Raw genomic sequence first — 8,855 nt, 5'->3', positions numbered from 1 at the left:
CGCTCGTCGGCAGCGTCCGAGGTGTATAAGAGACAGCAGCCTGCCCGTCGGACGCTTCCGGGGTGAAACCGAGCGGGATCTCGTCGCCGTTCTCCGTGACGAAGATTGCACCATCGGCCTTGTACCGGCCTTTGAGGAGATTCATCGACGGCGAGCCGATGAAGGTTGCCACGAACGTGTTGTTGGGACGGTCGTAAAGTTCCAGAGGCGTGCCGATCTGTTCGACCTTGCCGCCCTGCATCACCACGATCTTGTCGGCCATGGTCATCGCTTCGACCTGGTCATGAGTGACATAGATGGTCGTGGTTTTCAGCCGCTGGTGCAGTTCCTTGATCTCCTTGCGCATCTGCACGCGCAGCTTGGCATCCAGGTTCGACAAAGGCTCGTCGAACAGGAATACTTGCGGCGACCTGACGATGGCTCGACCCATCGCCACACGCTGCCGCTGGCCACCCGAAAGCTGGCGCGGATAACGGTCCAAGTAGGGCACGAGATCGAGCGTTTCGGCCGCCGCCTGCAGGCGCTGTTTGATGACGTCCGCTGGTTGCTTCTGTAGGCGCAGCGCAAAGACCATGTTTTCGGCAACGGTTTTGTGCGGATAGAGCGCATAGCTCTGGAAGACCATCGCAATATCGCGGTCCTTGGGCGGCAGATTGTTGACGACCTTTCCGCCGATTGAGATGGCGCCGCCCGTGATGCTCTCGAGCCCTGCCACCATCCGCAACAAAGTCGACTTCCCGCAACCGGACGGGCCGACGAGCACTACAAACTCGCCGTCGCGGATTTCTATATCTACATTGTGCAGGACATTTACGGCGCCGTAGGCTTTCTTCGCCCCTGAAATATTGACCTCAGCCATCTCGCTCCCACTTGCTTTCCGGCGATCTCCCTTTTGCGGAGAGTCCGGGGCTTATGCATATCTTGCCGTGGAATTTCGAGCATCCGGCCGGGGTGAAATCGGCCCCTCCTGCCTCTGCTCAAAAGCACCCGACAATCTCCTCCATGAAACGTTTCATTTTTCATTGACTTTTTCCGCTTGCCGTCTAATGCTCGATGGCGAGACCGGGAGGAGCGGTTTCAAGCAAGATATGAAACGTTTCATTTTCTTGTTTACCAGATAGTTCTGCACGAGGCCAGTCTTAAGTTGGGACTGGGAGCCAGTCCGGCAACACTGGCTGGCGGCAGCACAACGAAACGTCGAGGAGGAAGACATGAAGGTCGAAATATACGATGCATTAATGCGCCGTCAGGCAAGTCGCCGCGACGTTTTGCGCGGAACGGCAAGTGCCGCGGCTCTGCTCGGCCTGTCGGGCGCGATGGGCGGGATTGCCGGCACGGCTTTTGCCGCCGATGATTTGCGCGCCCAGATCCTGCAAATTCCGGGTGTCGGCAAAGGTTCGCCAACGGACGCAGACTGGCAGAAGGTGGGCGAGCTCTGCCTCGGTCCGACCAAGGCGAATGTCAAGCAGGGCGAGTTCGCCGGTGTCGAGCTGACCTTCATGGGGCTCAACAATCAGAATCTCCACAACTTCCTTTTCCGCGGTTTCCTGAAGCCGTGGGAAGCCTATACGGGAGCCAAGATCAACTGGATCGACCTTGCCCAGGCCGACTACAACGCCCGCCTTCAACAGTCGATTGCAACCGGAACGGTCGACTTCGACATCCTTGAAATGGGCGCACCCTTCGAAGGCGACACCGCCGGGCGCGGGCTTCTGGACGAGATGCCCGACTGGGTTGGAAAGCAGATCGAGGCCGACGACTTGGTGAGTTACCTGAAGCCGCCTGTCGGCACCTGGGACGGCAAGACCTATCGCGTGACGATCGACGGCGACTGCCACACCTTCGCCTATCGCAAGGATTACTTCGGCGAAGGATCGATCAGTGGCATGGCCGAGCCGCCGAAGACCTGGCAGGAAGTTAACGAAGCTTCCAAGGCGCTGATCGGCAAGACCGATCCGCTGACCGGCCAGCCAGCCTACGGTTATCTCGACCCGCTCAAGGGTTGGGGCGGTTTCGGCTTCTATTTCATCGAGAACCGCGCGACGGCCTATGCCAAATATCCGGGCGACCCGGCTTGGCTGTTCGATCCTGAAAACATGAAGCCACTTGTCAATAACCCCGCCTGGGTTCAGGCGATCCAGGACGTCTTGGATCTGATCGCGGCCAAGGCCTATCCGGCCGACCAGATCAATGCCGATCCTGGCACCACAGCCTTCTCGCAGTTCCTGGCAGGCACCGGCGCAATGCTCATGTGGTGGGGCGATGTCGGCTCCGGCGCGCGCACCTCGGACACCTCAGTTGTGGGCGACGTGGTCGGCTTCGGCATCAATCGCGGCTCCAACCGCGTCTTCAACCGCAAGACCGGGCAATGGGAAGACAAGTACAACGAAGCGCCGAACATGGCCTATCTCGGCTGGGGCATCTACGTCACCAAGCAGGTCTCAAGCGACGAGAAGAAGCGCAAGGCCGCTTGGTCTGCTGCTGCCCATCTCGGCGGCAAGGATCTGTCCCTGTGGACGTCGGCCTATCCCTCCGGCTTCCAGCCCTACCGTCAGTCCAACTTCAACTATGACGAATGGGAAAAGGCAGGTTACGACCGCGCCTATATCGAGGACTATCTGGGTTCGAACGCCGACAGCTACAACCACCCGAACGCGGCCATCGAACCGCGCATCCCCGGCATCTTCCAATATTACTCTGTCGCCGAGGACGAACTGGCGAAGGGTTTTGCCGGACAGTACAAGTCGGCACAGGAAACCGCGGATGCGATTGCAGGCGCCTGGGAGAAGATCACCGACCAGATCGGCCGCGATAGCCAGCTGAAACTCTATCGGGCGAGCCTCGGGCTCTGACCGGTTGACTAAACGCGCTGGCGGATCGGAAGCGATTTCGCCAGCGCCCATTCTGTCCGGACGAGGAATATCATGTCGACAGTCGAAGGCGACCTGCTCCACACGGTCGAAGCCGGCTACATTTCCGCGAGCCGTCGTTTCTGGGGCCGCGCGGCTCTGTGGCTGAGCGCTATATGGTTCGTAGTATCGTTTGTATTACAGGGTGCTCATGAGCTGGGCTGGATCGATTGGGGATTCGCGAACTGGCGCCCGGTTCTCTACGCCTATTTTCTCTGGGCCGCGGCCCTCTGCGTCACGCGCGTCGTCATTTACGGCGAGGCAGGCAAGAAGGTGCTTTTTGTTCTGCCGGCAGCGCTTTTCGTTGTGTCGATGGTGGTATTCCCGCTGATCTTTGCGCTCTGGATCGGCTTTTCTGATTGGAACCTCGCCTCTTCAACCGGGCGCCGCTTCAACGGGCTCGACAATGTGCGCCGGATGATCGCGGATCCGTTCTATACCAATGCCTTACTCAATATGATTCTTTATTGTCTGGCGATTGCGGTCGAATATGCAATCGCGTTCGGCCTGGCCTTGCTTCTCAACCAGGAAATCATCGCACGCAAGTTCTGGCGCGTGACCTTCCTGGTGCCCTTGATGCTGTCGCCGGTCGCGGTGAGTTGGATGGTCGGCAAGTCGATGATGGAGACCCGTTTCGGCCCGGTCGCGCGGCTTGCCCGCTGGCTCGGCTTTGAAAATCCATCCTTCTTCGGCGACCCGCTGACAGCGCGGCTTTCGATCATGATCATGGACGCCTGGACCTTCATTCCCTTCATGATGATCATGCTGCTCGCCGGATTGCAGGCCTTGTCGCGGGAGGTGCTGGAGGCGGCCGAAGTCGATGGTGCCACCAAGTGGCAACGCTTTTGGAAGGTCATTTTCCCGCTCATGCTGCCTGTTTCGGTAACGGCGGTGATGATCCGCATCATCTTCAAGCTCAAGCTCGCCGACATCATCATCACGGTGACATCAGGAGGTCCTGGCGGGGCGACCGATTCCGTCACCAGTTTCATCTATCGCGAATACCGCGACCGTTCGAATGTCGGATATGGCACCCTTCTCGCACTCGTCTATCTGGTGATCATCGTCTTCGGTATGACGGTGCTGATGAAGTTTTCCGACCGCATCGTGAAGCGCATGACAGGAAGGCTCTGATGGTCCGGATCGATTTCGAAAAATATGCGCGCGGGCAGCGAATTCGCTGGTGGGCCATGCGTTTGGCCGTCTACGGCCTGCTCGTCATATGGGCATTTGTATGCGTCTTCCCGCTGTTCTGGACGGTCTCGACTTCGTTCAAGACGGCCGCCGATGTCATGCGGGGCAATCTGATCCCCTGGTTCAACTTTTCGCCCAGCTGGCTGGGCTGGCGCTCGCTCGGGCTTTCCCCGGATACGATCTTCCAGATATCGACGGTGCGCGACGAGTTCATGCGCAGGCTCTGGAACAGCGTCATCATCTCGGTCACGGCGTCCGCCCTTGCAGTCGTGCTCGGATCGCTCGCGGCCTATGGCCTCAGCCGCTTTTCCTATAAGTTCGGGCATATGCGCAACTCCGACATTTCCTTCTTCTTCTTGTCGCAGCTCATTATGCCGCCCGTCGTCCTCGCCCTGCCGTTCCTGGTTCTCTACAAGGAGTTGGCGCTGCTGGACACTTATGTGGGCATGATCGCCGTCTACACGCTGATGGTCCTGCCGATCGTCGTCTGGATCATGCGCGACCAGTTCGCTACGGTGCCAGTAGAGCTCGAGGAGGCCGCGCTCGTCGATGGGCTGTCGGTCTGGGGCGCATTTGCCCGCATCATCGTGCCGCTCGTTCTGCCGGGCATGGTTGCCGCCTTCCTCCTGGCGCTGATCCTGTGCTGGAACGAATATTTCTTCGCCGCGCTGCTGACCTCCACCAATACCAACACCCTGCCGGTGATGATTGCCAGCCAGACGGGCAGCCAGGGCATCAACTGGTGGTCGATGGCCGCCCTTTCCACCGCCGGTATCCTTCCGCTGGTCATCGTTGGCGTCGTGCTGGAAAAGCACATCATCGCCGGGATGACCGCAGGAGCAGTCAAGTAGCGGCGGGGCGTTCGAAAATGTCAAAGATGCCCACAGTCAAGGATGTCGCCGAATATGCAGGCGTATCCGTGGGCACCGTTTCGCGCGTGCTGTCAGGCGAAACCGCCGTCAAACCTATGCTGCGCGAAAAGGTCAACGGTGCGATTTCTGCGCTCGGTTACCGTCCGAACGTGACCGCGAGAGCGCTGCGCACCAGCAGAACCGACGTCATCGGCCTCGTCGTTCCCGACATCACCAATCCTTTCTTCGCGCAGCTTGCCGCAAGCGTCGAGCGTGCGGCGCTCGAATGCGGGCATAGCCTCATGCTGGCGAGCTCGCATAATGATCGCGCCGCAGAGCAGAGCCACGTCTCTGCGTTTCTTGACCGGTCGGTGCGCGGCATCATCGTGGTGGCTTCGAGCGATGGTTCGGGGCTCCACCTCGAGGCAGCGGTTCCGATCATATCGCTGGACCGGCGCTTCGGCACCTTTCCCCTGGTGTCGACCAACCATGCGCAAGCGGCCGCGCTGATTGCGGACCATCTCTATGGGCTGGGGCACCGCCACATCGCCTATATCGCCGGGCCGCTCGACACCGAGGCCGGGCGCATGCGCCAGGAGGGCTTCGTCAGCCAAATCGACCGGTTCGGCAGGACCGGCGAACGCGTTGAACTCGAAATTGCCTACGGCAGATTCGACTACGAGTCCGGTGAAAGAATTGCCCGAGACCTGCTTTCGCGTCCGCCGCAGGACCGGCCAACGGCGGTTGCAGCTGCCAGCGACCAGCAGGCCATCGGCGCGCTGCGCGCTGCCCGCGACCTCAAGATCGACGTGCCGCGCAAGCTGTCAGTGACGGGTTTCGACGACATTTCGCTCGCCAATCTCGTCGTGCCGCGGCTGACGACCATACGCCAGCCGGCCGACACGCTGGCACGGCGCGCCGTCGGCCTTCTCCTTGAGGAACCACCGGGCAGGGAAGACGAGATGGTTGACGGGTCGCTGATCGTGCGTGGTTCAAGCGGCCCGCCCGCGCAACCTAAGGCGGATATCGCTGGGCATAGAAATTGAAGCAAGGCCGGCACTGCGGCCATTAGAAAGGGATGGAAGGATCAATGCTCAAGGGAATCAGGGCCGAACTCAACGGCGACATTCTTCAAGCACTTTGCAACATGGGACACGGCGACTATCTCGTCATTTCCGACATGAACTTTCCGTCGGATTCGATAGCCCGCCAGACGCGTCTGGGTAAGCTTTTGACTATGGAAAACATCCCCGCGCCGCAGGCGATAGACGCGGTCCTTTCCGTCTTCCCGCTGGACACACCGATCCAGCCTTCGGCGGGCCGCATGGAAGTGATCGGCAAGCCCGATGAAATTCCGCCGATTCAACAGGAAGTCCAGGCCATTGTCGACCGCGCCGAAGGCAAGCCATCGCCGATGTATCCCGTCGAACGCATGGCGTTCTATGACATCGCCAGCAAGGCCTATTGTGTGATCGCAACCGGGGAACTGCGCTTCTACGGATGTTTCCTTCTGACCAAGGGTGTCATTGCGGCGGCGGAGGCCGTCAGATGAGCGAAAAAAGCGGGATCGTCATTCTGGGCATTTTTGCCGCCGACACTGCCTACAAGGCCAAGCGCCTGCCCCATATTGCCGAGACGCTGATGGGGTCGGGCTTTACGCTCGGGCCGGGAGGCAAGGGCTCCAACCAGGCAATTGCCGCGGCAAAAGCCGGCGGTAAAGTGACCTTTATCTCCCGGGTCGGCAACGACCCGTTCGGCGAGATGGCGCTTGCGGCCTATGCGGCGGCGGGCGTGAAAGCCAATGTGATGAAGATGGAAGGCGTATCCACAGGCGCGGCCTTCATCTTCGTCGACGAAGTAAGTGGCGACAATGCCATCATCGTCGCACCGGGTGCGGCAGGCCTTATCGGCATCGACGATGTCGACGCGAACCGGACGGAGATCGAAAACGCTGCCATCTTCATGACCCAACTCGAACAACCCCTCGAAGCGGCCATACATGGCCTGTCGATGGCGAAAACGGCAGGCGCGACGACGATCTTCAACCCCGCACCTGCCCGCGCCATCCCGGACAGCATCTACGGCTTGTGCGATTTCATCGTCCCGAATGAAGTTGAAGCAGCGGAAATGGTGGGCCACCCGATCGAAACTGATGAACAGGCACGTGCGGCGGCCTCCACCTTGCTTGATCGGGGGGCGCGAGCGGTGATCATCACGCTCGGCGCACGCGGCGCGTTTTATCACAGCACCGGGCAGAGCGAATTCGTACCGGCGTTCTCAGCAGGCAATGTCATCGACACAACCGGAGCCGGGGATGCCTTCCTTGGTGCCTTCGCGACGGCGATTTCCGAAGGATGTGCGCCGGTCGAGGCTGTCCGCTTCGGTTGCGCGACTGCGGCAATCGCCGTAACACGGCCGGGCACGGCCCCCGCCATGCCCTCGCGCGCCGACATCAACGCCTTGTTGCGCTCATCATGATTGAAGAGCGCAACCGAAATCTAGATCAACCGGACGTTGGACGCGTGTGCGGCTCGTTAGGCAACTCTCCCAGGCGAGCGCGACACGGAAACTCTTAGCCGGGAAGAGTGCCGTCGGCTCACGCCACGTTTGGCCCGAACAGGTCGGCGCTCACCTCGCCCCAAGAAAGCCGCTCGAACAGCTTTTGGAGCGCGCGTTTGTCACCGCAAGTTTCGGTCGCTTTGCCCATCGAACAAGACGCTTGCGTTCCTCCAGGAGAACTTGGCCTTAGACTAGCCGTCGTCGTCAAGATGGCGAAACACCCGGACCCAAAAGGCGAAGTCGCCTCTCCGCCCATCACTGCGCGCGTGAATGGCGCACCAGGCGACAGCCGTTTTTGCGCAGGCGCCGTAGAGCGAGGAGGCGGCGGCCGCCGCGGTTTCGGTTGTAGTGCCAGCGCGCAGCGCCGCTTCAAAACAATGTTGTTGCTTCAGACCTTTGTCACGCATCCACTCGTCCCGTCACCGTCCGGCGCGGGTTGATCGAAAGACGATTGCCGGACGTCAATCCCTACGGGCCACGATCACGTGCCGTCCTTGGCAATCAGCCACGAGTGCTAGCGTTCAATCAATGCTGGTCACATTATGTTGCAACAAAAGTAGAAGGTCAAGCCTTCATGAATCACGTAAAACGTGTTTAATAAGCGAAGTTCTCGTCTATACGCCTACTGGAGGTGGTTTTGCCGCTATCTGCCTTGTATGATGTAACATCAAAAATGGTCCTTCATCGCAGGACGCCCGCGAGGTACCAAATGACACCCCGTATCGCAATCCTATCGACGGATGCGGACTACTACCTGATGCTGTCCCACGTTCTCTTGGCCGCAGGCTATTCCACGGTTCTGGCCGATGGATCCGAGGCAGCACTGGCCTTGATCGCCGAGAAAAAGATCGAAGTGCTGCTGATCGACTGCCAGCCGGCGTCCTCAATCCTTTCAGATCTTTCCGATCGGCTGAAGGCATCAGGCCGTTCCACAGACGTGCTGGTCGTCGCGCTCGTTGCCGAAGGAGTTCCCTATATCGACATTCTCAAGGCCGAGATCGATGAGAGTTTCATTCGCCCGATGAAGCCAGAATGGCTGCTGTCTTACCTTCATGGCCGCCTTAAAGCAGGCCCCCATGACGTTGCCGGTCCCCCCGCCATTTCCGGTCCCGACGATCTTCGGCTCGATACCGCTGCAAGGCGGGCGCTGGCAAACGACAAGCCGGTAGGCCTAAGCCCGATCGAATTTCGAATACTCAGCACTTTGATGAGCACACCCGGGCGGGTGTTTGGCCGGCCCGAACTGATCGAGGCAGTCTGGCCAAAGGCGAATTTCGTAGACCCGCGAACCGTCGACGTGCATGTGGCGCGATTGCGCCGCTCCTTGCACGACGCGCTCGGG

At 59.9% G+C, this 8,855-nt stretch carries 9 protein-coding genes; 7 read left to right on the top strand and 2 right to left on the bottom strand.

All coding sequences use genetic code 11. The features are described from left to right. The coding region (gene ugpC / locus C9413_RS22245; protein WP_170250919.1) for a sn-glycerol-3-phosphate ABC transporter ATP-binding protein UgpC at positions 1–859 on the bottom strand (859 nt) is incomplete at its 3' end. A gap of 352 nt (positions 860–1,211) precedes the next feature. Here ugpC and C9413_RS22240 point away from each other — a divergent pair. The 6 genes from C9413_RS22240 (at position 1,212) to C9413_RS22215 (ending at position 7,432) form a co-directional block, all read left to right on the top strand. Beyond that, on the top strand, positions 1,212–2,852 hold the full coding sequence (locus C9413_RS22240; RefSeq protein ID WP_040114550.1) for an extracellular solute-binding protein: 1,641 nt from the start codon (positions 1,212–1,214) through the stop codon (positions 2,850–2,852). 72 nt (positions 2,853–2,924) lie between these two features. After that, positions 2,925–4,043 carry a sugar ABC transporter permease gene (locus C9413_RS22235; protein WP_040114551.1) on the top strand — a complete coding sequence of 373 codons (1,119 nt, stop codon included), beginning with the start codon at positions 2,925–2,927 and terminating at the stop codon, positions 4,041–4,043. Continuing rightward, on the top strand, positions 4,043–4,954 hold the full coding sequence (locus C9413_RS22230) for a carbohydrate ABC transporter permease (RefSeq protein WP_040114552.1): 912 nt from the start codon (positions 4,043–4,045) through the stop codon (positions 4,952–4,954). Before C9413_RS22235 ends, C9413_RS22230 begins: the two co-directional genes overlap by 1 nt. Before the next feature lie 17 nt (positions 4,955–4,971). Next, complete coding sequence (locus tag C9413_RS22225) at positions 4,972–6,000, top strand: LacI family DNA-binding transcriptional regulator (protein ID WP_040114553.1); 1,029 nt, start codon at positions 4,972–4,974, stop codon at positions 5,998–6,000. Between the two features lie 44 nt (positions 6,001–6,044). Continuing rightward, a complete protein-coding gene (locus C9413_RS22220; protein WP_040114554.1) occupies positions 6,045–6,506 on the top strand; it encodes an RbsD/FucU domain-containing protein in 462 nt (153 codons plus the stop codon). Beyond that, a complete protein-coding gene (locus C9413_RS22215) occupies positions 6,503–7,432 on the top strand; it encodes a ribokinase (RefSeq protein ID WP_040114555.1) in 930 nt (309 codons plus the stop codon). Before C9413_RS22220 ends, C9413_RS22215 begins: the two co-directional genes overlap by 4 nt. Before the next feature lie 272 nt (positions 7,433–7,704). Here the strand turns inward: C9413_RS22215 and C9413_RS22210 are convergent, their stop codons facing one another. After that, positions 7,705–7,920: a hypothetical protein gene (locus C9413_RS22210; RefSeq protein ID WP_040114556.1), complete on the bottom strand. Its 216-nt coding sequence runs from the start codon at positions 7,918–7,920 to the stop codon at positions 7,705–7,707. A gap of 302 nt (positions 7,921–8,222) precedes the next feature. Here C9413_RS22210 and C9413_RS22205 point away from each other — a divergent pair. After that, on the top strand, positions 8,223–8,855 hold a 633-nt coding region (locus C9413_RS22205), incomplete at its 3' end, for a response regulator transcription factor (protein WP_170250918.1).

Origin of the sequence: Rhizobium sp. SEMIA 4085 (genome assembly GCF_013004495.1) — a bacterium.
In the GTDB taxonomy this organism is placed as follows: Bacteria; Pseudomonadota; Alphaproteobacteria; order Rhizobiales; family Rhizobiaceae; genus Rhizobium; species Rhizobium gallicum.
Note: the sequence above shows the minus strand (reverse complement) of the source record. Positions and strands in the feature narration are given on the sequence as shown.